The organism is Actinomycetospora sp. TBRC 11914 (genome assembly GCF_012933465.1).
Lineage (GTDB): Bacteria > Actinomycetota > Actinomycetes > Mycobacteriales > Pseudonocardiaceae > Actinomycetospora.
Genome location: NZ_JABBND010000016.1, coordinates 106,833 through 127,959, shown reverse-complemented (window position 1 = coordinate 127,959; position 21,127 = coordinate 106,833). Strand labels below are relative to the sequence as shown.

The 21,127-nt window shown below is 74.6% G+C and carries 16 protein-coding genes; 9 read left to right on the top strand and 7 right to left on the bottom strand.

All coding sequences use genetic code 11. The features are described from left to right. The first annotated feature begins 28 nt into the window (after positions 1-28). Genes HH311_RS22515 through HH311_RS22505 form a run of 3 tightly spaced genes read left to right on the top strand, consistent with a single transcriptional unit; the run spans position 29 to position 2,565 of the window. Positions 29-850 carry a glucose-1-phosphate cytidylyltransferase gene (locus tag HH311_RS22515; RefSeq protein WP_169185930.1) on the top strand — a complete coding sequence of 274 codons (822 nt, stop codon included), beginning with the start codon at positions 29-31 and terminating at the stop codon, positions 848-850. Beyond that, positions 850-1,497, top strand: coding sequence for a PIG-L deacetylase family protein (locus tag HH311_RS22510; protein ID WP_169185929.1), 648 nt, complete (start codon positions 850-852; stop codon positions 1,495-1,497). The genes HH311_RS22515 and HH311_RS22510 overlap by 1 nt, the downstream gene beginning before the upstream one ends. Before the next feature lie 39 nt (positions 1,498-1,536). After that, on the top strand, positions 1,537-2,565 hold the full coding sequence (locus tag HH311_RS22505) for an NAD(P)-dependent oxidoreductase (protein ID WP_169185928.1): 1,029 nt from the start codon (positions 1,537-1,539) through the stop codon (positions 2,563-2,565). Between the two features lie 67 nt (positions 2,566-2,632). Here HH311_RS22505 and HH311_RS22500 read toward each other — a convergent pair whose 3' ends face one another. Next, positions 2,633-3,178: a dTDP-4-dehydrorhamnose 3,5-epimerase family protein gene (locus tag HH311_RS22500; protein ID WP_169185927.1), complete on the bottom strand. Its 546-nt coding sequence runs from the start codon at positions 3,176-3,178 to the stop codon at positions 2,633-2,635. 41 nt (positions 3,179-3,219) lie between these two features. On the opposite strand from HH311_RS22500, the gene HH311_RS33520 reads away from it, so the two are divergent. The 3 genes from HH311_RS33520 (at position 3,220) to HH311_RS22485 (ending at position 9,240) form a co-directional block, all read left to right on the top strand. Further along, entirely contained in the window at positions 3,220-4,389 is a 1,170-nt protein-coding gene (locus HH311_RS33520; RefSeq protein WP_169185926.1) for a class I SAM-dependent methyltransferase, read from the top strand. Positions 4,390-4,639: 250 nt separating this feature from the next. Continuing rightward, positions 4,640-6,943, top strand: coding sequence for an O-antigen ligase (locus HH311_RS22490; protein ID WP_169185925.1), 2,304 nt, complete (start codon positions 4,640-4,642; stop codon positions 6,941-6,943). Between the two features lie 8 nt (positions 6,944-6,951). Continuing rightward, a complete protein-coding gene (locus tag HH311_RS22485) occupies positions 6,952-9,240 on the top strand; it encodes a YveK family protein (RefSeq protein WP_169185924.1) in 2,289 nt (762 codons plus the stop codon). 202 nt (positions 9,241-9,442) lie between these two features. Here the strand turns inward: HH311_RS22485 and HH311_RS22480 are convergent, their stop codons facing one another. The 3 genes from HH311_RS22480 to HH311_RS22470 all read right to left on the bottom strand — a co-directional run bounded on the left by HH311_RS22480 (position 9,443) and on the right by HH311_RS22470 (position 14,385). Next, positions 9,443-10,480 carry a glycosyltransferase family 4 protein gene (locus tag HH311_RS22480; RefSeq protein ID WP_211190636.1) on the bottom strand — a complete coding sequence of 346 codons (1,038 nt, stop codon included), beginning with the start codon at positions 10,478-10,480 and terminating at the stop codon, positions 9,443-9,445. Beyond that, positions 10,477-12,489 (bottom strand): glycosyltransferase, encoded by a 2,013-nt coding sequence (locus HH311_RS22475; RefSeq protein ID WP_312030329.1) that lies wholly within the window; start codon positions 12,487-12,489, stop codon positions 10,477-10,479. Before HH311_RS22475 ends, HH311_RS22480 begins: the two co-directional genes overlap by 4 nt. A 102-nt stretch (positions 12,490-12,591) precedes the next feature. Next, complete coding sequence (locus tag HH311_RS22470; protein WP_169185923.1) at positions 12,592-14,385, bottom strand: flippase; 1,794 nt, start codon at positions 14,383-14,385, stop codon at positions 12,592-12,594. Between the two features lie 89 nt (positions 14,386-14,474). Here HH311_RS22470 and galE point away from each other — a divergent pair, with 89 nt between their 5' ends. Next, positions 14,475-15,422, top strand: coding sequence for a UDP-glucose 4-epimerase GalE (gene galE, locus HH311_RS22465; RefSeq protein WP_312030328.1), 948 nt, complete (start codon positions 14,475-14,477; stop codon positions 15,420-15,422). 41 nt (positions 15,423-15,463) lie between these two features. Here galE and HH311_RS22460 read toward each other — a convergent pair whose 3' ends face one another. From HH311_RS22460 to HH311_RS22450, 3 genes are read right to left on the bottom strand one after another with little or no spacing between them, the layout of a single operon-like run. After that, entirely contained in the window at positions 15,464-16,126 is a 663-nt protein-coding gene (locus HH311_RS22460) for a streptomycin biosynthesis protein StrG (protein ID WP_169185921.1), read from the bottom strand. 46 nt (positions 16,127-16,172) lie between these two features. Continuing rightward, the gene (locus tag HH311_RS22455; protein WP_169185920.1) at positions 16,173-17,294 is read right to left on the bottom strand and encodes a glycosyltransferase family 4 protein; all 1,122 of its coding nucleotides are present in this window, start codon (positions 17,292-17,294) and stop codon (positions 16,173-16,175) included. After that, positions 17,291-18,529, bottom strand: coding sequence for a glycosyltransferase family 4 protein (locus HH311_RS22450; RefSeq protein ID WP_169185919.1), 1,239 nt, complete (start codon positions 18,527-18,529; stop codon positions 17,291-17,293). The genes HH311_RS22455 and HH311_RS22450 overlap by 4 nt, the downstream gene beginning before the upstream one ends. 375 nt (positions 18,530-18,904) lie before the next feature. Between HH311_RS22450 and HH311_RS22445 the strand changes: the two genes are divergently transcribed. After that, positions 18,905-19,966: a glycosyltransferase family 4 protein gene (locus HH311_RS22445; RefSeq protein ID WP_169185918.1), complete on the top strand. Its 1,062-nt coding sequence runs from the start codon at positions 18,905-18,907 to the stop codon at positions 19,964-19,966. 253 nt (positions 19,967-20,219) lie between these two features. Then, positions 20,220-21,119: a phytanoyl-CoA dioxygenase family protein gene (locus HH311_RS22440; protein WP_169185917.1), complete on the top strand. Its 900-nt coding sequence runs from the start codon at positions 20,220-20,222 to the stop codon at positions 21,117-21,119. The last annotated feature ends 8 nt before the right edge of the window (positions 21,120-21,127 follow it).

Here is a 21,127-nt window from a genome sequence, read left to right as displayed (position 1 = left end):
CCGTCCCCCATGGTGTGAGGAATCCGGCGTGAAGGTCGTCCTGTTCTGCGGTGGTTTCGGCATGCGCATGCGCGAGGGGGACTCCGACGTCCCCAAGCCCATGCAGATGGTCGGCCCGCGGCCGCTGATCTGGCACGTGATGCGGTACTACGCGCACTTCGGGCACAAGGAGTTCGTCCTGTGCCTGGGCTACGGCGCGCACCACATCAAGAACTACTTCCTCAACTACCGCGAGACCGAGTCGAACGACTTCGTCCTGCGCCAGGGCGAGATCCAGCTCAACGGCTCGGACATCGGCGACTGGACGATCCACTTCGTCCACACCGGCCTCGAGTCGCCGATCGGTGAGCGGCTGCGCCGGGTGCGCCACCTCGTGGACGGCGACGAGATGTTCCTCGCCAACTACGCCGACGTCCTCACCGACGCCCCCCTCGACGACATGGTCAAGCGGTTCACCGCCTCCGACGCCGAGGCCGCGCTGCTCGCGGTGTCGCCGACCGCGGTGTTCCACATCGTGGAGCCGGGCCCGGACGACCGGATCACCTCGATCCACCCGGTCACGGACATGGGCGTCCGCGAGAACGGCGGCTACTTCGTGCTGCGCCCGTCGGTCATCGACCGGATCCCCGAGGGCGGCGACCTCGTCGGCGACGCCTGCACCGCCCTCGCCAAGGAGGGCAAGCTCCTGGGCTACCCGCACGAGGGCTTCTGGCAGCCCGCGGACACGCTCAAGGAGCGCAACGAGCTCGAGGCGTCGTTCCGCGCCGGTACCCGCCCGTGGATGCTCTGGGAGCAGAAGCCCGACGTGGCCCCGCTGGAGCGGCTCGTCGAGCAGCAGCTGCTGAGCTGATGCACGCCCTCGTCCCGGCCCGGCTCGACGAGCTGGTCCTGCTCGGCGCGCACTGCGACGACATCCCCATCGGGGCCGGCGGCACCGTGCTGACCCTGTGCCGGGCCCGGCCCGGGCTGCGCGTGCGGGCGCTGGTGCTCGCCGGCGGCGGCACCCCGCGCGAGGCCGAGGAACGCGCCGCGCTGGCGGCGTTCTGCCCGGGCGCGGACCTCGAGGTGACGGTGCTCGACATGCCCGACGGCCGCCTGCCCACCCACTGGGAGTGGGCCAAGGAGGCGCTCGAGGCGTTCCGGCGGACCTGCGAGCCCGACCTCGTGCTGGCGGGCCACCGCGGCGACGACCACCAGGACCACCGGGAGCTGGCCCGCCTCGTCCCCACCGTCTTCCGCGACCACCTCGCGCTCGGCTACGAGATCCTCAAGGCCGAGCCCGACCTGGCCCAGCCGGCCGTGCTCTGGCCGCTGGAGCCCGACGTCGTCGACGAGAAGATCCGGCTGCTCCACGCGCACTACCCCTCGCAGACCGGCCGGACCTGGTTCGACGACGAGGCCTTCCGCGGTCTCGCGCGGATCCGCGGGGTCCAGGCCGGCCGCCGCTACGCCGAGGGCTTCCACCCGACCCGCCTGCTCGTGGGTGCACCGGCCTGAGCCACGCTGGTACCGCCCACGACGAAGGGAGACCGCGCCATGCGCGTCCTGCTCACCGGCCACCAGGGGTACCTGGGCACGCTCGCCACGCCGATGCTGGCCGCCGCCGGCCACGAGGTCACCGGGCTGGACTCCGGCCTCTACGCCGACTGCGTCCTCGGGTCGCTCGAGCAGCCCGACCCGCCGGCGCTCGAGGTCGACCTGCGCGACGTCACCGTGGAGGCGCTCCGCGGGTTCGACGCGGTGATCCACCTGGCGGCGCTGTCGAACGACCCGCTCGGCTCCCTCGCCCCCGAGCACACCTACGACATCAACCACCACGCCTCGACGCGTCTCGCCCGCCTGGCCAAGGAGGCCGGGGTCGGGCGCTTCGTCTACGCCTCGACGTGCTCGGTCTACGGCGCCTCGGGCACCGACGACATCCTCGACGAGCACGCGCCGATGAAGCCGGTGACGCCGTACGCGGAGTCGAAGGTGCGGGTGGAGGCCGACCTGGTCGACCTGGCCGACGACGACTTCGTGCCGGTGTCGATGCGCAACGCCACCGCGTTCGGCTTCTCGCCGCGACTGCGCGCCGACATCGTGCTGAACAACCTCGTCGGGCACGCGGTGCTCTCCGGGGTCATCAAGGTGATGAGCGACGGCACCCCGTGGCGCCCGCTCTGCCACGGCCGCGACATCGTCTCCGCCGCGATCACCGCCATGGAGGCGCCGGCCGACGTCGTGCGCGGGCAGGCGTTCAACGTCGGGAGCACCGAGAACAACGTGCAGGTCCGCGACATCGCCGAGGCCGTCAAGGTCGTCGTACCGGAGGCGGAGCTGCTGGTCACCGGCGAGACCGGCGGCGACCCGCGCTCCTACCGCGTGGACTTCACCAAGATCGAGAAGATGCTGCCCGAGTTCCGGTGCGCGTGGTCGGTGGCCGACGGCGCCGCCGAGCTGCTGCGGGAGTACCGGGAGCGCGGACTCACCCAGGAGGCGTTCGACCAGCGCTTCACCCGCCTCGCGGTGCTGGCCCACCGCCAGGCGGCGGGGACGCTCGACGCCACGCTGCGCCCGGTCTCCTGACGGCCCGCCGCGCGCGGGGAACCCTCGGTCGACAAGAGCGGCCGGATCCTCCCCTCGCGGCGTCGGGTCAGGCGCCGAGCTGGGCCCGCAGGTCCTTCCAGGAGCCCGCCGTCCGGTCGCGCTCGGAGATCGCGGTGACCTCGAGGGGCCAGGAGATCGCGAGGTCCGGGTCGTCGTACGCCACCCCGACGTCCTCGCCCGGCGCGTGCGGGGTGTCGATCCGGTAGCAGACGTCGGCGTCGGTGAGGGCCTGGAACCCGTGCAGCAGGCCGGCGGGCACGTAGAGGTGGTGGAAGTCGACGTCGTCGAGCCGGAAGCCCGCCACGGTGCCGAACGTCGGCGACGTCGGCCGGGCGTCGACGAGGACGTCGTGGACCGCGCCGTGCGCCACCCGCACCAGCTTCGCCTCGCCGGCTCCGCGGCGGCCGTGCATGCCCCGGATCGTCCCGGCCCGCGACCGGGACTGGCTGTCCTGCGCGACCGGCCCGAGGTCGACGCCGTGCTCGGCGGCGATCGCGGTGTCGAACGTGCGGGTGAACAGTCCCCGGTCGTCGCGGTGCGGGGTGGGGACGAACACCAGGACACCGTCGATCGCGCTCGTGCGAACCTCCATGCCCGCAAGCCTCCCACCACCGCCCGAGAGGACCCCGACCCGTGCCGAGCCCCCAGCCCGTGACCTGCCGCTGGTGCGGGAGCACCGACGGCAGCGTCGTCCTCGACCTCGGTGACCAGCCCGCGGCCGACCACTTCCCCGCCGCGGACGACCCGGGCCCCGACCCGGTGCACCCGCTCCGGATGTGGCTGTGCGCGCAGTGCGGGCTGGGGAACCTCGCGGAGGACCCCACGACGCCCGAGGAGCCGCGCGGCGCCGAGCCGGCCGCGATGGTCGAGCAGGCCCGCGACGCCGTCGCCCGGGTGCAGGCCGCGGGCCTGCTCGCCGGACCGGACGGTGCGCCACGGCGCACCGTCACCGAGTTCGGCAGCCCGCACGGCGGGTCGTGGCTGGACCTGCTCGCGGCCGTCGGGCTCACCGAGGCCCCGTCGAGCGAGCCGGCCGACGTCGTCGTCGACTGCTTCGGGCTGATGCACGCCGCCGACCAGACGGCCGGGCTCGCCGAGCGGGCGGCCGCGACCGCGCCGGGCGGCACGCTGCTGCTGCAGTTCCACAGCCTCGCCGCGATCGTCGCCGACGGCGGGTGGAACGCGCTGCGGCACGGCCACTTCGCCTACTACTCCACGCCGGTGCTGGTGCGCATGCTCGCGGCCGTCGGCTTCGAGGCCACCCACGCCTTCTGGTTCGACCTCTACGGCGGCACCGTGCTCCTCGCCGCGCGCCGGAGCGGGGTGCCGGGCCCCGCCGACGTGCCGTCGGTCGAGGGGCTCGTCACCCGCGAGCTCGAAGCCGGTGTGCTCGACCCCGCCGTGGTCGCGGGGCTCGATGCGGCCACCGCCGCCAGCGCCGACGCGCTCCGCGCGCACCTCGCCGAGGGCGCGGAGGCGGGCCGGTCGGTGATCGGGTACGCGGCGGCCTCGCGGGCCGTGCCGCTGCTCAACCGGGCCCGCATCGGCCCCGACCTGCTGCCCGCCGTCGCGGACGGCTCCCCGGGCAAGCAGGGCAGGCGCTTCCCCGGCGTCGGCGTGCCGATCGTGGCGCCCGACGAGGTCGTCCGGCGCCGCCCGGACGAGGTGGTCCTGTTCGTCACCGACCTGCTCGGCGAGATGCGTTCCCGCATGCCGGAGGTGGAATCGTCGGGCGGGCGCTGGGTCGTCGTCGACCCGGTGGTGAAGGTCGCGGACCCCGTCCATGAGACGGGCGTGAGCTGAGGCACGTCTCACTCGGGGCGCACCGCGCCACGCGGCGCGGCGTCTTGTGGTGGACGGGCGGGACTGCTCCCGACGACGGCGGGTGCCTCGGCCGTCGGACGGCCGCCCTAGACTCCCGGGGCGGGTGGTCGTCCGTGGGGACCGTGGAGGCCCGGGATCCGATGAGGACCCCGGACCGGGGAGCAGGATCTGACAGCGCCTGGACGCGCGACGACCAGGATGGCCCCGAGCGAGCGATGGGATGGGCAGCATGACGGCAGTCGAGGCCCCCCGGGCGACGGGCGCGCAGCCCGGTCCCGGTGGTCCGGGCCGACCGGGCGGGAATCCGCCCACGCCCCCGCGACGCCCCTCCTCGCACGTCCGGGTCGCCGCCCTCGTCGTCGTGGTCACCACCCTCGTCGCCGGGCTGGCCACCTTCGCGGCCTTCCTCAGCACGGTGGGGCACTACCAGAGCACCGCCGAGATCGTCTTCAACAACACGATGACGACGGACGACAACATCGCGAAGGGCTCGCGGTACGTGCAGGACCGCATCACCAGCTGGGAGGGCGTCGCCGGCAGCGAGGCCGTCGCGCAGCGCGCCGTCCAGATCGCCGCGACCGGCGGGGGTACCCCGTTCGACCCGGCCACCGTGACCGTCACCGGCAAGCACCTGTCGGGCACCGAGGTCCTCCAGGTCACCGCCACGTCGAACGACCGGGCGACGGTCGCGGCCGACGCGACCACCGCGGCGCGCGCGACGATCGACGTCATCGTCGCGAGCGAGCGCTACCCCGGCACCCAGCAGTCGAAGATCGCCGGGACCCTGGTGAACCCGGGCGGGCCGGTGGTCGACCACGGCGTGCAGGAGGCGCGCTGGTGGGGCGTCCTCGGCGGCGTCGCCGGGTTCATCGTGTCGCTGCTGGCCTGCTCCCTGCTGCGCCCCGGGCGCTGGGCACGCGACCTCCCGCCGCACACCGTGCGGTCGCGGCGCCGGATGGTCGAGCTCAACGCCACCGTGATGGGCGACGAGATGCGGGGGCTCCTGGCCGGTCTCCGCCGTCCCGAGGGCAAGATCACCGTCGGGGTCGCCGCCGTGGCGATCGCCGGGTACGGCATCACCGGCTCCATGGTGTTCCCGCTGTTCGCGGTGCTGGCCGCGGCGGTGTGGTCGTGGCGGACCGCCGACCCGCGCTGGTCCGCGGTCGCCCTGCTGTTCACCGGCGTCGGCGTGTTCCCGGAGAAGGTCGACGTCGTCAAGCTCGGACCCGTCACCCCGACGGTGCTCGAGGTCGCCCTGCTGCTCGCGCTGCTGCTGACCCTGCGCGGACGCAGCGTCGGGTTCGCCCCGCGCTCGGTGTTCGCGGGCCCGGCCGGTGCGATCCTCGTCGCGGCCACCATCGGCGCGGTCGCGGCGCTGGCGCTCGGCGGCGAGTTCGGCCTGATGATCGACAACTACCGGGCGCTGCTCATGGTGGCGGCGTTCTTCCCGGTCTACTTCGCCTTCGCCCGCCGCCCGCACCAGCTGGTGTCCGTGCTCCTCTACCTCGCGGGCGTCTGCAGCGCGGTGGTGCTGGTCGCGGCGGCCGCGGGCTGGAGCCGGCTGCTGGTCGACGAGCGCAGCTCGGTGATCACCGGCTCGTCGACGTCGGACGTCGCCCGGCTCTCCGGCCCGACCCTGAACCTCTGGGCCCCGCTGCTCGTCCTGCTGCTCTCGGCGCTCATGCCGCGCAAGCCGCGGTGGGTCTGGCTGGGCCTGCTGCTCATCGGCATCGCGCACGAGGCCGCGAGCTTCAACCGGTCCACCTGGGCACCGCTGGTCCTGCTCATCGTGGCCGTCGCCGCCGTCACCCACGGGCCCAAGGGCCTGGTGCGGCGCGCGGCCGTGCTCGTCGTCATCGGCGCGATCGGCTTCAGCATCGCCCTCACCGGGCTGGCCGGCGGCCAGGCCAAGCAGATCGCCCTGCGCGCCTCCAGTGTCGTGACCGGGCAGGCGTACGGCGAGGACAGCCTCCCGGACCGGCTGCGGGAAAACGCCGCCGCGTACGCGACGCTCGAGAGACAGCCGTGGCTGGGCGTCGGCGTCGGCCAGTACTACGGCGGCGAGCTCATCACCTACGACGACGAGCACAGCCGCACCGTCGTCGACCCGCGGCCCTACATCCACAACCAGTACCTGCGGATCTGGCTCTACATGGGCGTGTTCGGCCTGCTCGCGTACGCCTTCGCCGGGGTCCGCGTGCTCTCCGTGGTCGTGACCTCGTGGAGACGCCGGACACCGGGCGCGCCGATGGTCGTGGTCCTGGGCATGGGGATCGCGTGCCTCGCGGCGCAGGCGAGCCTGCAGACCATGCTCGTGGACCGGCCGTCGATCATCATCGTCGTCACGCTCATGGCGGCCGCGTCGGCCTTCGCGACGTGGACGCCCTGGCCCGTGCCCGGCGCCCCCGCACCACGCCGCCCCGGGGTCGGGGCGGGCGGTCCCGGTCCCGGTCCCGATCGCCGACCCCGGTCCGGCCCCGTACCGAGCCCCCCGAGAAGGCCCGCGGCCCGCGCGGGCACCATGGAGGAGTGAGCTCACCGATGACCGTGTCGTCCGCACTGCGCAAGGCGTGGTGGGTGCTCGTGCTCGGTGCCGTGCTCGGTGCCGTCGTCGGGCTCGTCGTCGACCTCCGGCTCGCCGGGGCCGACTACACCTCGAGCTCACAGGTGCTGATCTCCGGAGGCGGGTCCTCGGACTCGTCGGACAGCGCCTACAACACCAACCAGTACATCAACCAGCGGATGTCGACGTACGCGCAGCTCGCGTCGAGCGACCAGGTGGTCGTCCCCGCCGCCCGGCAGCTCGGCATCGACAGCACCGACCTGGCGCAGCGGGTCACGGGCAGCATCGACGGCGACACCACCGTCATCACGCTGAGCGTCAAGGGCTCGAGCCCCCAGGACGCGGTGCGGGCCGGTCAGGCCGAGACCCAGGCCTTCACCCAGGCGATCGGCGCGCTCGAGACGCCCCCGGGGCAGCCGCCGCGCGTCAACACCCAGGTCATCTCCGACCCGTCGACGCCCACCGAGCGGCCGATGCCGCCGGCGGTGGTGTTCGTGCTGGTCGGCGCGGTCGTCGGGCTGCTGCTCGTGCTGCTCGCGGTGGCCCTCTTCTTCGCGCCGTTCCTGCGCCGTCTCTGGGGCCGGGTGCGCTCCTGGATCAATAGCGACCCGGGCAGCGCGCCCCGCGTGGTCGGACCGCCCACGGGCGCGAACCCGATGATGGCGCCGCCGCCCGGCTACTACCCGCCGCCGGGACGCCCACTGCCCCCGCCGCCCCGCCCGATGGGGCCGCCGCCTCCCGGGCCCGCGATCGACCCGACGCCGACCACCCCCGTCGCCCTGGGCTCGCTGGGAACGGGCGGTCCGGGGTCGTCGGAGGCCACGCAGCGGGTGGCGCGCGACGGCGAGGGCTCCTCGTCCGGGGCGGCCGCCGCGTCGGCCGGTGCCTCGGCGGGCGGGTCCGGTGCCGGACCGAACGCCGGCGGGTCGGGCCAGGGTGGCCCGGGCTCCGGCTCCGGGCAGGGGAGCGGTCCGAAGCCCGCGAACGCTCCGGGGCAGTCGTCGGGCCAGCAGGCCGGCAAGCCCGGCGGGACCTCCGGCAAGGACGCCGCCGCGGCCGCTACCGCGGGCGGCGCGGCGGCAGCGGCCGCCGCCGCGGCGAAGTCCGCGAGCTCGGGACCCGGCCAGGGGTCCCAACAGCAGAACGGGCAGCCGGGCCCGAAGCCCGCGTCCTCCGGGGGCGCCGGCGGCGCGCAGAAGCCGACCCCCTCCTCGCCGACCCCGCAGAGCGGCTCCGGGTCCTCCGGCTCGGCCGGCGCGCAGCCCGCCGCCGGGCCCGCGAAGCCGAGCCCCTCGCCGTCGGGCCAGAACGGCCGTCCGTCGCCCGGCCCGGGCAGCTCCGGTGCGCCGAAGGGTGGTCCGTCGTCCGCACCCGCGAAGGCCGCGGGGGCGGCCGGCGCTGCCGCGGGTGCGGCGGGTGCCGCGGGTGCGGCCGCCGCGCGGAGCACGGGTGGGCCCTCGGGCGGCGGTTCCGCCGCCGGCGGCCCCGCCAACGCCAAGCCCGCGCAGAACGGCTCCCCGGCACAGCCGGCCGGGCCGAAGCCGCCGGGGGCCGCCGCGCCGAAGAGCTCGGGCCAGGCGGGCCCCGCCGCGGGCAAGGGCCCGTCGCAGGGTGGTCCGTCGCAGGGTGGCCCGTCGCAGGGTGGTCCGGCTCCCAAGAGCCCGGCGTCGGCCGGCTCGGGGCAGAACGGCTCGCCCCAGAATGCGTCCGCGCAGAACGGGCCGCCGCAGAAGGGATCCCCGCAGAACGGCTCGGCCCAGAACGGCTCGGCCCAGAGCGGCTCGGCCCAGAACGGCTCGGCCCAGAACGGCTCGGCGGCGAACCGCAACGGCTCCGCGCAGAACGGGTCCCGCACCGGAGCGCCGAGCCCCGGCGCGAAGCCCAGCCCGGGCGCGAAGCCGAGCCCGGGCGCGAAGCCGAGCCCGGGCGCGAAGCCCGGCCCGGCCGCCTCGTCGGCCTCGGCCGCCGGCTCGGACGCCCCGACCACGACCGTCGGGACGGCGGGCGCCGCCTCGCCGACCCCGCGGTTCCCCGCGCCCGGGAAGCCGGTGTCGATCAAGCCGAAGGGCACCCCCGCCGGCACGCCCGCCCCGAAGGGCGGGACGCCCCCGGCGCGCCCGGGTGGCCTCGACGCCGACACGGTCGCCGTCGATATGCGCCGCAAGGGCGGCCCGAGCCCCACACCGCGGCCCCGCACCAACGGCGCCCCGAACCGCGTGGGCTCGTCGGCCTCGACCGACACCGACCGCGGCTCCCGCGACGGCTGAGCCCCCGCCCCGCCTCACCGCCCGGTCACCGGGCCCTCGCGGGTCCGGGGCCGGGCGGAGGTGTGTCCGGCCCGGGATCCGTCGCATGGACGACGAGCGGCGCCCGACCAGGCCGCTGATCAGGAGTACGTGGGGCAGCTCCACCGGACGGTGGGCCTGCCTGGTGTCCCACTCGGCCCGACCCCAGCCACACCGCGCCGCGTCAGCGCCGCCCCATCCGCGTGAAGACCTCGGTCCACGCCGACGCCGCCAGGTCGGCCGAGAAGTGGCGCCCGTAGTGCTCCCGCGCCGACGCCCCGAGTCCCGCGGCGGTCACCGGGTCGGCGAGCTTGCCGAGCACCGCGGTGAGGCCCTCGACGTCGTCGATCCCGAGCGGGGGCAGGTCGGGCGGCGCGAACTCGGGGAGCCCGCCGGAGTCGGAGACGACCGTCGGGATACCGAGCTGCATGGAGAGGACCTGCACGCCGCTCTGCGTGGCGAGCCGGTAGTGCGCGAGCGAGGCCTTGGCCCGCGCCAGCACCGGCAGCACGTCGGCGTAGGTGAACCGCTCGCGCCGCCACTCGACGTGCTCGGGCAGCGCCATCCGGTCCAGGGGGCCGTCGCCGAGCAGGAGCAGGCGGTCGCCCGCGTAGGAGGGCGAGGCCGTGTGCGCCGCCCACGCCCGGAGCGCCACGTCGACGTTCTTGTAGGGCGACATCCGCCCGAGGAGCACGACGTCGCGGCGCTCCGCGGCCGGCACCGGGACCGGCGGCAGGTCCGACTCCGGCACGTCGGAGGTCAGCGGGACGACGTCGACCCGGCGCCCGAAGCGCGCGGACAGGACGGCCGCCACGTGGGCGCTGGGGGCGACGACGGCCGCCGCGGCGCGCGTCTGGTGGTCGAGGACGGCGTCGCGGTACCAGGGCCGCTCCTCGTCGGCGCCGTGCGGCCGGTCGTCGTGGACGACCTGCACGAGCGGCGCGAGCCGCGTCATCGGCAGCCAGCGCGGGTCGTGCATCAGCTCCGACACGACGACGTCGGGCGCGAACCGCCGGGCCTCGGCCGTGACCCGCGCCAGCGCGGGCAGCGTCCGGGGGTCCTTGATGGCCGGGTCGAGGACGCGCTCGTCGGGCCGCGCGGTGACCTTCTCGTAGTGCTGGTCGGTCGTGACGACGAGCGCGGTGTGCCCGGCGGCCCGGAGCGCGTCGACCTGTACCCGCGTCAGCGTCCGCAGCCAGGGCGAGAGCCAGAGGATCCTCATCGGGCGGCTCCGATCTCCCGGGCGGGCTCGTCGGGGGCGCCCGGGAAGGAGTGCCCGACGAGGCGGGCGATGGCCTGCTGGTAGGCGTCGGCCATCGCGGCGTCGGTGTAGTGCGCGAGGGCCCGCACCCGCCCGGCCTCGCCGAGGGCCGCGAGCCCGTCGCGGTCGTCGAGGACGCCGCGCAGGGCCGCGGTCCAGGCCTCGACGGTGGTCGGGTGGACCACGACGCCGGCCGCGCCGTCGTCGAGCATCTCCGGGACCGTCCCGCTCGCGGACGCCATCACCGGCACCGCGCGGGTCATCGCCTCGACCATGACGAGCGGGAACGCCTCGAAGCCGCTCGGCACGCAGAGCACGTCGGTCTCGGCGAACGCGGCGTCGGGGCCGGCCACCTGGCCCGGCCAGCGGACGCGGTCGCGCAGGTGCGCGGGCGTCGCCGCCACGAGCCGGTCGCGGTCGGGCCCGTCGCCGAAGACGTCGAGCGTCCAGTCCTCGCGGTCCAGCGCGTCGAGGGCCTCGATGAGCAGCAGCGGGTTCTTGTACTCGACGAGGCGGGTCAGCATCGCGAACCGCACCGGCATCGCCGGGTCGGCCGCCGGGCGGAAGGGCCGCGGGTCGGCGGCCGGGATGCCGTTCGGCGCGGTCAGGACGAGGTCGGTGAGCCGCTGGTGGCGGGTCAGGTCGGTGTGGTGCTGCGCGGACAGGACGAGCAGCCCGTCGGCGCGGCGCAGGGCCGCGGCGAGCGCCCCGGAGTACGTGGGGCGGTCGAGCTCGGCGGGGTCGTGCGTCGCCGGCATCCACCAGCGCCGCTGCCCACCGAGGCCGCGGTTCCCGCGGCCCAGCGCCCGCCACGTCGTCGCGAAGCCGACCTCGGTGTTCGTCACGCCCCCGACGACGACGGCCTCGTCGCCGGCGACGTCCACCACCGGCTGCCACCACGGCGAGAACTCGAGGCGCACGCGCGGGTCGAGCTCCGCGGTGTAGAGGCCGAGTCCCTGCAGGCACACCACGGTGACCGGGTGGCCGCGGTCGACCAGGGCGTTGGCCAGCAGCACCCGCTGGCGCTCCGCGCCGCCGAGGTCGAGGTCGTTGGTCGTCACGAGGACCCCGGGCCGGCCCGCGGCGCGGTCGCGCTGGAGGGTGAGCCGCGTGCGGCGCACGGACCGCTTCGAGCGCTGCACCCGCTCCAGGGTCGCCGAGCCGAGCGAGAACACCGTGCCGGGGCCGCGGTTGTGCGCGTTGCCCAGGAACATGATCTGGGAGGCCTTCAGCAGGTCGGTGCCGCGCTGCGCGGTCAGGGGGTCGTCGGTCTGGGTCCCGGCGGGGGTGTGGACGACCTGCGGGCCGTCGTCGTCCACCAGCAGGAGCCGCCATCCGGCCCGGCGGGCCGAGGGCTGCCAGGTCGCGTCCTCGCCGTAGACGAAGAACCGCTCGTCGAACGGACCCAGCGCCGTCCAGGCCTCGCGGGAGATCAGCAGGCAGCAGCCGGCCATGAAGCCGTCCACCTCGTGCGGCGGGCGGGGGTAGAGGTCCGAGAGCCCCGAGAGCCAGCGGTGGTCGCTGAGCCGGCGGGCGTATCCGGCGGCGTCGGCCAGGGTCCGCAGCACCGACGGCGCCCGGTGCGCCACGTCCCACGGCCGCTCCCGCCCCTCCGGGTCGACCACCGTCGGCGAGACGGCCGCGACCCGCGGCTGCGCGAGGGCGGCCCGGGCCGCCGTGAGCGGCCCGAGCAGCTCGGCGTCCGGGTTGAGGTGGAGCATGTCCGCGTCGGGCACCTGCGCCGCGAGCTGGTTCATCGCGGTGATGTAGCCGACGTTGGTGTCGGAGAACGTCCAGTGGACCTCCGGCCACGCGTGGGCGAGCTCGCGCACCTGCTCCGAGCCCGACGAGGCGTTGTCCCAGACGTGGACCGGGGTGTCCGGCAGGTGCTTCTCGACGCTGCGCAGGGCGGCCTCGAGCAGGTCCGCCCGCCGGTACGACACGATCAGCACCGCCAGGTCACGGGTCACCTCGTGCGTCTCCCCTTCCCGAGCGGCCGGTCCGGGGCGTGGACGCGGCGTCGCCGCATCGTGGCACGCAGCGACGGGTGACCCGGCTCCTACCCCGCCGGATCACCCCCGTCGGATGACCCGCAGGTCGACGTACTTGCCCTGCTGGCGCATCCGGATGGTCTGGAGCGCCGCGAGGTCGAGCTCCATGGTCGGGACGTCCGTGACGTCGGGCACCTGGTCGCGCCGACCGCTGCGACCGGCGGCGGCCACCGCCTGGGGCCGCAGCTGGGTGGTCTCGGCGTCGAGCGCGTCCGCGGGGGCGCGGGAGTCCGGCACCCGCGCCATCTCGGGCAGCACCGTCGTCTCCGCGTCCAGCGCGCCCGGGTCCGGGAAGGGCCCGACCGTGGGCCCCGAGGGCGCGACGCCGAGGCCCTCCTGGTCGGCCGCGGCGGCCGCCTCCGCCTCCATGCGGTCGAGGCTGCGCGGGCGCAGGGCCCCGAGGAGCGCGTTGCGCATGCTCGCCGGGATCGCCCCGACGAGCAGGGCGCCGCCGAAGTAGGCGATCCCGCCCGCCGCCAGCGGCACGATCAGCGGCAGGTCGTAGGTCAGCCAGATCGCGCCCAGCGCCAGCGCGCCCGCGGGCAGCAGCCGCAGCAGGTAGCCGAACGGGAGCGGGTGCACCCCGTGCCGGCGCAGGCGCCACTGCGACATCGTGACGCCGATGGTCTCGGTGACCAGGAGCATGATCCCGCAGGCCACCGCGCCGAGGTGGGGGACGAGCAGGACGTTGCCGACGCAGTTCACGACGAGGTTGATCGTCGACATCGTCGTCAGGTAGCGCTGCTCGTGGGCCGCGATGAGGCCGTCGGAGACGATCGCGGACAGGAACGTCATCGCCACCGCGATGAAGAAGAACTGCAGCGGTGGCCCAGCGAACGCGCCGACCCCGCCCTTGCCGCCGACGATGTCGGCCATGCGGTGCGCCAGCGGCCAGCCGATCACCGCGATCGGTACCCCGACGAGCAGCAGGAAGCGGTAGCCCTGGTCGACGGCCCGGGCGAACCGTGGTCGGTCGGTGTTGAACGTCTCGTTGATCGTCGAGAGCACGGATCTCTCGAAGACCTGCGAGATGAGCGTCAGCGTGAAGGCGATCTGCAGGGCCGTGTAGTAGCCCGAGACCTGCTCGGCCGGGGCGAGCACGGAGAGGATGAGGCCGTCCGCGCGCCAGTAGAGCACCGCGATGACCGCGATGACGGTGAGCGGGAAGGCCTCCTTGAGCAGGCCGCCCATCCGCCGCCAGTCGACCACCCAGCGGATCTCGGCCAGGCGCCGCGCGCCCCACCACTGGATGACCAACCGGAGCGCCTGGGGGAGGATCTGCACGGCGCACATCGCGAGCAGGCCCAGGTCGAAGTAGGCGACGGCGGCCGCGGAGGACAGCGTCAGGATCCGCGAGAAGAACTCCGCGGAGGCCGCCGACGAGTACCGGACCTTGATGTCGAAGACCGGTTCGTAGCAGCTGGAGATCGTGGTGAAGATCAGCCCGCCAGCGAGCACGAGCACCGCGGCCTGCTGCTGCCAGTCGCCCCAGTAGACCCCGACCCCCGCGACGCCCGCGACGATCGCCAGCGGCAGCGCGTACAGCGTCGAGAAGGAGACGTTCATCCCGACGAGGCGCTCGAGGTTCCCGCCGTGCCCGGTCACCCGCCGCACGACGATCGTGCCTACGCCGAGCTCGGTGAACGCCTCGAACGTCTGCGCGAAGACGACGGCGGTGGCCATGACGCCGTAGCCGTTCGAACCGAGGTAGCGGGTCGCGATGGCGATCGTCACCATCGACAGCGGGAGGGCCGAGAACTTCGCCAGCACCTGGATGACGACGCCACGCGCGATCGCCGTGGACCGGGTGCTCATCGTTTCGGATGCTACTCGTGCGAGGGCGCACGACCGTCGGCGGCGGGCGCCCGGAGACACGGATGGGACCGCTGACTAGGGTCCGGGCGGTGAGCACCTGGCTGCTGACCGGTGGGGCCGGCTACATCGGCGCCCACGTCCTGCGCGCCCTGCGGGCCGCGGGTCACGACGCCGTCGTGCTCGACGACCTCTCGAGCGGACTGGCGGAGCGCCTGCCCGACGACGTCCACCTGGTGCGCACGAGCCTGCTCGACCCGGACCTGCCCGCGATGCTCACCGGCCTCACCTCCCGGCGTCGCCTGGACGGCGTGGTGCACCTCGCCGCGAAGAAGTCGGTGCCGGAGTCGGTCGCCGTGCCGCTGCACTACTACGAGGAGAACGTCGGGGGCACCGTCGCGCTGCTGCGGGCGGCGACGGCGGCCGGGATCGGCCGCGTCCTGTACTCCTCGAGCGCGGCGGTCTACGGCGAGACGGGCGCGGACCCGGTGGGCGAGGACTTCCCGACGCTGCCGACGAGCCCGTACGGCGAGACGAAGCTCGCCGGCGAGTGGGCGGTGCGCCGCCACGCCGAGGCCGCGGGGCTGCGCTGGTGCGCGCTGCGCTACTTCAACGTGGCGGGTGCGGCGTCGGCGGCGCTGGCCGACCGCGGGGCGACGAACCTGCTGCCGCTCGTGGCGCGGGCGGCGGAGTCGGGCGAGCCGCTGAGCGTGTTCGGCGACGACTGGCCGACGCCCGACGGCACCTGCCTGCGCGACTACGTCCACGTCGAGGACCTCGCCGAGGCCCACGTGGCGGCGGCGCAGGTGCTGCTCGACGACGACGCTCCCTCGCCGGGGGTGCTCAACGTGGGGCGCAACGAGCCCACCAGCGTGCTCGAGGTGGTGGGCGCCGTCGAGCGGGTGCGCGGCCGGCCGGTGCCCTACCGGGTGGCGCCGCGGCGCCCCGGCGACCCGGCCCGCGTCGTCGCCGACGCGACCCGGATCGCGGACGTGCTCGGCTGGCGCGCGTCGCGGGGGATAGACCAGATGGTCATGTGAACGGATGTGGTCGTCATGGCGACCACATCCGTTCACATGCGCTAGCTCTGGAACGTCCCGTCGGCGCCCAGCTTGCGGTAGTAGCCCTCGAGGTCCATCCGGCGCTTGGCGTTGACGGTGGACTTGCCCTCGTCGACGAAGAGGCGCAGCGGGATCGCGCGGAAGTCGAAGCTCACCCGGGAGGTCGGGGTGTCGTTGGGGTAGTTCCCGTGGCGGTTGTTCACCGCGTCGAAGCGCCACACCTCGCCCGGGTCGACGACCACCGGCGAGTACGTGTCGCTGCCCGGCGAGTCCTCGATCCACATCGAGTTGTTGCCGTAGGCGCGGGTCAGCGGCAGCCAGTAGTTCAGCGTGGCCGGCTGGTGGTTGTAGTCGGAGTCCTTGTGGAACTCGCTCACCGCGACCGAGCCGGGCCGGTGCACGCGGAAGGTGGGGACGCGCTGCACCGCGAGGTCCTCGCCGTACTGCGGGAGGATCCACTCGACGAGGAAGCGGTCGTAGAGGTCCCGCACCTGGTCGTACTCGCGGTAGAAGATCGTGTGGTCGTCGGAGTCCTGATCGTGGTTGTCCACGTCGGACCGCCGACCGAGGTCGTGGATCTTCTCGAGGTCCGGCGTGTCCAGGATCTTCGCGACCACGGTCGCGAACGGGAACTCGATCGGGTCGTACGTCAGCACGGTGCCGTGCTCGCTCCGGTCGGCCATGGGGAGCCCTTCCTTCGTCGTCGCTCCGGTGGGGGAGCTGTTCTTCTCAGGCGGTGGTGTCGGGTCGGGAGCCGGCGAGCTCCCGGTAGAGGGTCACGAGCCGGTCGGCCCAGGCGTCGGCGCCGAAGGCGCGGACGCTCTCGCGGGCGCGCGCCCCGAGGTGGACCCGGACCTCGTCGTCCGAGAGGAGCTTGTCCAGCGCCGCGGTGAGCGCCGGGGGGTCCCCGACGGGCACGACGACGCCGTTGTCCCCGTCGCGCACCAGCGTGGCGAGGCCCCCGACGGGGGTGACCACCGGGCACAGGCCCCACGCCATGCCCTCGAGCACCGACATGGGCAGGCCCTCCCACCAGCTCGGCAGCAGGAGGATCTGGGCGGTGCGCAGGAGCTCGTCGCGCTCGTCGGGCCCGATCCAGGTGCGGACGTCGACGGTGGCGTCGAGGCCGTGCCGGTCCACCGCACGCCGCACGGCGTCCGCGTCGCCGTGGCCGGCGACCGTCACGTGCAGCCGGGCGCGGTGTGCGGCGTCCAGGCCGGCGAGGGCGTCGACGAGGTCGAACACCCCCTTGCGGTCGATGAGCCGTCCGAGGAACACCGCCTCGACGGTGTCGGTGCGCGGGTCGCGCTCGGGCACCTCGGCCGGCCACTCCACGGGGTTGGCGAGCACGGCGACGCGGTCGTCGGGCAGGCCGAGGCGGGAGGTGTAGACCTCGCGGGCGCCCGGGGAGAGCGCGACGACGCGGTCGGCCCGCAGCATCCGGGCCACCGCCCGCCGCAGCGGCGCGGGCAGGCCGTCGAACCAGTCGGCGAAGGCGCCGGCGTGGGTGTGCAGCACGGTCGGCACGCCGCGGGACCGGGCGGCCGCGACGACGACGCCCTTGCGCAGCGCGGAGAGGCCCTTGGCGAGGTGGAGGTGCACGACGTCGACGCGGCCGGTGAGCACGAGCGCGAGGGCCCGGGCGATGCCGTGGACCATGAGCCACAGCCGCCGCAGCGGGCCCACCTCGTCGTAGGTGATCGCGACCCGCACGTCGACGTCGTCGCGGGCGTCGAGGAACCGCTGGTGCAGCCGCTGGACCGCGGCGATGCCGCCGGGCGTCGACGACGCCTGTCCGACGACGAGCACCCGGAGCCGGTCCCCCCCGCGCCGCTCCGTCGGGCCGGTCACCGGTCGGTGACCGCCGGCGTCGTGGGGCACGCCGGGTCGGGGTCGACCGTCGCGTAGGCCGCGAGCAGCGACTCCTCCGAGCGGGTCCAGGAGAGCGCGCCGGCGACGCGCTCGCGCCCGACCTCGCCCATCTGCTTGCGGCGCACCGGGTCGTCGAGCAGCTCGGAGACCAGCGCGGCGTACTCGTCGACGTCGTTGGGGCGGGCGAACAGCGCCGCGTCGCCGGCGGAGACCCGGCTCTCGGTGAGGTCGAAGGAGACCATCGGCAGCCCCATCGCCATGTACTCCATGATCTTGTTCATGGTGGACACGTCGTTGAGCGGGTTCAGCGGGTCGGGCGCGATGCCCAGGCACGCCGTCGAGAGGTAGCGGCGCACCAGCGGCGTGTCGGCCATGCCGGTGAAGGTCACGCGGTCGTCGAGGCCCAGACGGTGCGCCAGGTCGACGACGTCGTCGTAGGCGTCACCACCGCCGAGGAACGCGGCGTGCCAGTCGTCGCGGCGCTCCGCGAGCTGGGAGAGGGCGCGCACGGCGTAGTCCACACCGTCCTGCGGGCCCATGACGCCGAGGTAGACCAGCAGGTGCTCCCGGCCCTTCGCCAGCTCCGGCTCCGGCGGGACCTGCTTGAAGCGGTCCAGGGCGGGCGCGCTGCGCACCGTGAAGGCGCGGGAGCCGCGGACCCGGCCCCGGCCGACGGCCTTGGCGCGGTAGCTCTCGTTGGTCGAGATGACGGTGTCGGCGGTGCGGTAGGTCAGGAACTCGACCACGCGCAGGCCCCAGTACAGCGCGTCGCGCTTGGGGCGGAACCGGGAGAGGTAGAGCTCGGGCACGAGGTCGTGCTGGTCGAACACCACCCGGGTGCGCACCCCGTGCCGGCGCCCGATCACCCGCAGCACGAGGGCCACGAGGAAGAGCAGGTCCGGCGGGTTGCACAGGTGCACGACGTCGACCGGGGCGCGGCGCGTGATCGCGCGGGCCAGCCGGATCGAGTGGTAGAGGGCGGAGGCGTACTCCTTGAGGTAGCCCTGCGGGCCGCCGGACGCCGCCGTCAGCGGGTAGCGGTGGATCGCGACCCCGTCGACGACCGCCTCGCGCTCGGTGTCCCGCTCGGTCCCCAGCGGGCAGATCACCTCGACGTCCCAGCCGTGGTCGCGCAGCGTCGTGGCCTCCTGCCACACGCGGCGGTCGAACGGCACCGAGAGGTTCTCGACGAGGATGAGCGCTCTGCCGGGCAAGATCCTGGGTCCGTCCTGTCGGGGCCGGGGGCGATCCGATCGGCGACCGGTCGGGTCGGGTGACCACGGTAGCGATGTGGTCCCGGGGTTCCTCGGGGTGCCCGTCCTCCCTGCTCCGAGCGCGGACGACGGGACGACCACAAGACGTTCCGTGACCGCCGGGGGTTGCGTCACCCGCCCGACGAGCAGGTGGGCGCCCCGTCACACCGGGCGGGCCGACGGGCCGTGACGGGGTTGCGACGACGGGGTCCCCGCGCGGCGGACGGGCCGGCGTGCGGGGGCCGGGCGCACCCGGGCAATCCGGGCGTCGGGCGCCGCCGAGGGCAACGGTAGCGTGCGCGATACGCCCGATCGGGTCAGGTGAGGTGGTCGACCATGCACGTGCACGTGGAGCTGCCCGAAGAGCTCGACGTGGAGGAGTACCGGCTCCGGAACGCGCGTGGCGAGATCCCGGACCACACCCCCTACGGCCTCCACCACCTCGGCGACGAGGGCGACGTCGTCACCTTCCGCCGCCCCGCCCACGGCGCGCTCGCCTACGCCTCCCGCAAGGTGCGCGACCGCCTCGACATGTACGAGGCCGTCACCGCCGTCTCCGGCGCGGCGCAGCGACGTGGTGCCGACGCCCTGCTGTGCATGGACGAGCGCAACGGCCTCCCCGCGCTGCTCACCTCCCGGCGCCGGCCCGTGGTCTCCGGCGTGGGCTGGCTCGTGCGCCCGGACCTCCTGCGGCCGACGCACCGCCGCGTCGCGATGACCGCGCTGCGCCGCGCGGCCGGGCTCTTCACGCAGTCGCCGGGGCTGGTGCCGATCCTGCGGGAGCACTGGGACCTCGACCCGGACCGGGTCCACGGGGTGACCCTCGGGATCGACCCGGAGTTCTACCCGGAGCAGCCGTGGGAGGGCCGCGACCCGGGCGGCGTCACCGTCACCAGCGTCGGTGACGACCGCAACCGCGACCACGCCACGCTCGTCGGCGCGGTCGAGCGCGTGCGCGCCGGCGGGGTGCCGGCGTGGCTGGAGCTGGCGACGACGCTGCCGGTGCAGCTCGCGCCCGAGGCGGGCGTCGTCCACGCCCGCCGGATGAACGCGGCGATGCGCGGGCTCTACCGGCGGTCCACCGTCGTCGCGATCGCGCTGCGGCCCAACCCGGTCGGGGCGGGGCTCACGGTGGCGCTCGAGGGCCTGGCCAGCGGCCGCCCCGTCGTCGCGACCGACAACCCGGGGATGGAGACCTACGTCGACCACGGCCGGACGGGGCTGCTCGTCCCCCCGGACGACCCGGTGGCCATGGCCGACGCGATCGCCGAGCTGCTCTCCGACCCCGACCGCGCAGCCCAGATGGGGCAGGCCGGCCGCAAGGAGGTCGAGGCCCGCTTCACCTCGGCGAACATGGCCGCCGAGCTGCGGGACATCGTCCGCGGCGTGGTCGGCTGAGCGCGCTCGGGTGGGGGCCTCGGCCGCGATGTGTGGGCGGACGTCGTCGTGGGGCACCAGGCGACCGGCGACGGACGCCTGCGGCGGGCGTGGGGCGCGGGAACTCTCCGTACACGGACCACGGCGCCGTCCGTGATCTCGCCACCCCCTGACAACCCCTCCGGGGGGAGCACGTCATAACGTTGCCGAGAGATCGAACGGACGGACCGGCGGCGGCCCCCGAACGGGGAGTCGGCGCGGGGAGGAGTGCCAGGTGACCAACGTCCTGTCGAACCCGTCGTTCGACGACGCCACGCGACGCGACCACCTGTACCGCGGCGACGTCATGGTGTACGGCGCCTCGCCGGCGACGCTCGCGCTGGTGGACTTCACGCGCGGCCTGGTCGAGGAGGCGTTCGGCGACCTCGACCCGGAGACCGCGCAGCACCACATGGACGTCGAGAAGTTCGCCGCGCTGCTGGCGGAGCTCAAGCCGCGCTTCATCCACCACCCGCGCTGCAAGGAGCTGCTGCCGGCGGTGCTCTCCGAGCGCGGCTGCGACCCGCAGCGGACCTACTTCGACGTGCCGCGGCTGCGGACCTCGACGTCGAACGACTACCTGACGACGGGGATCGCGTACGCGTTCCACCCGCACCGCGACACCTGGTACTCGGCGCCGATGTGCCAGACCAACTGGTGGATGCCGGTCTACCCGGTGACCGCCGACAACGTCATGGCGTTCCACCCGAAGTACATGACGCAGGGTGTCAAGAACGGGTCCCGGCGCTACGACTACGCCGAGTGGAACCGCACCAGCCGGTTCTCGGCGGCCTCGCAGATCGGCAAGGACACCCGCGAGCAGCCGAAGCCCGAGGAGCCGGTCGAGCTGGACCCGCAGGTCCGGGTCGTGCCCGAGGTCGGCGGGATGATGGTGTTCTCGGGCAACCAGCTGCACTCGTCGGTGCCCAACACCTCCGGGCGCACCCGCTTCTCGATCGACTTCCGCGTGGTCGACATCGACGACGTCGAGGCCGGGCGCGGGTCGCGCAACGTCGACTCGGAGTGCTCGGGGACCTCGCTGCGCGACTTCCGCCGCTGCTCGGACCTCGCGCCGATGCCCGAGGAGCTCGCCGCGCGCTACGACGGCGTCGCCGTGCTGGGCGTGCCGGGCTGACGTCCCCG

Excerpts from the sequence above, each read along its gene's own strand:
- HH311_RS22470 (WP_169185923.1), bottom strand. The coding sequence starts at position 14,385 with ATGAGCACCCGGTCCACGGCGATCGCGCGTGGCGTCGTCATCCAGGTG.
- HH311_RS22490 (WP_169185925.1), top strand. The coding sequence starts at position 4,640 with ATGACGGCAGTCGAGGCCCCCCGGGCGACGGGCGCGCAGCCCGGTCCC.
- HH311_RS22510 (WP_169185929.1), top strand. The coding sequence starts at position 850 with ATGCACGCCCTCGTCCCGGCCCGGCTCGACGAGCTGGTCCTGCTCGGC.
- HH311_RS22460 (WP_169185921.1), bottom strand. The coding sequence starts at position 16,126 with ATGGCCGACCGGAGCGAGCACGGCACCGTGCTGACGTACGACCCGATC.
- HH311_RS22480 (WP_211190636.1), bottom strand. The coding sequence starts at position 10,480 with ATGAGGATCCTCTGGCTCTCGCCCTGGCTGCGGACGCTGACGCGGGTA.
- HH311_RS22445 (WP_169185918.1), top strand. The coding sequence starts at position 18,905 with ATGCACGTGCACGTGGAGCTGCCCGAAGAGCTCGACGTGGAGGAGTAC.
- HH311_RS22500 (WP_169185927.1), bottom strand. The coding sequence starts at position 3,178 with ATGGAGGTTCGCACGAGCGCGATCGACGGTGTCCTGGTGTTCGTCCCC.
- HH311_RS22505 (WP_169185928.1), top strand. The coding sequence starts at position 1,537 with ATGCGCGTCCTGCTCACCGGCCACCAGGGGTACCTGGGCACGCTCGCC.
- HH311_RS22485 (WP_169185924.1), top strand. The coding sequence starts at position 6,952 with ATGACCGTGTCGTCCGCACTGCGCAAGGCGTGGTGGGTGCTCGTGCTC.